We start from the raw sequence: 579 nt of genomic DNA, 5'->3' as shown, positions 1-579 counted from the left end.
GGAGTATCACCAACGGTCAGAAGAGGACCAAACCCTGAACAGAGCTAACTTATAAACGCGGACTCCAAGGGGAGCAGGTCACCATTCCCGGACACTTCGATTTCGGGGCGCCGGGTGGCGCGCGAACTGACGGCCCTAATCGAGCGCCGCGGCAAGCCCGGCATGATTGTCAGCGATAATGGGACGGAGCTGACCAGTAACGAGATCCTGCGGTGGTGCTCCGAGCACCGGGTCGCATGGCACTACATCGCGCCGGGCAAGCCGATGCAGAACGGTTTCGTGGAGAGTTTCAACGGCCGGATGCGCGATGAGCTGCTCAACGAGACCATGTTCCGCAACCTGGCTCATGCGCGCGTCGTGATCGCCGCTTGGGCTGCCGACTACAACACAGAGCGTCCGCATTCGGCCTTGGACTACCAGACCCCGGCTGACTATGCACGGGCCCTGACCACCACAATCGCCCGCCCCGCTGCGCGAGATGATAACTCCGCGCGTCGGGCGATTGCTCAACCTGCGCCGATCGGCGTAAACACCAACCGGGCTCAAGTCGCAGCTGGATGAAAGTTCAGTGGCAGGTCA

The 579-nt window shown here is 61.8% G+C and carries 1 pseudogene; it reads left to right on the top strand.

Features of this window, described 5'->3' with window-relative positions:
• Positions 1-87: 87 nt before the first annotated feature.
• Positions 88-561: pseudogene (locus tag J5474_RS22480) on the top strand (integrase core domain-containing protein); the annotation flags it as partial.
• Positions 562-579: the final 18 nt, after the last annotated feature.

Origin of the sequence: Sagittula salina, assembly GCF_017813235.1 — a bacterium.
GTDB lineage: Bacteria > Pseudomonadota > Alphaproteobacteria > Rhodobacterales > Rhodobacteraceae > Sagittula > Sagittula salina.
The sequence above is the reverse complement of the archived record's forward strand: the minus strand, read 5'-3'. Positions and strand labels throughout refer to the sequence as shown.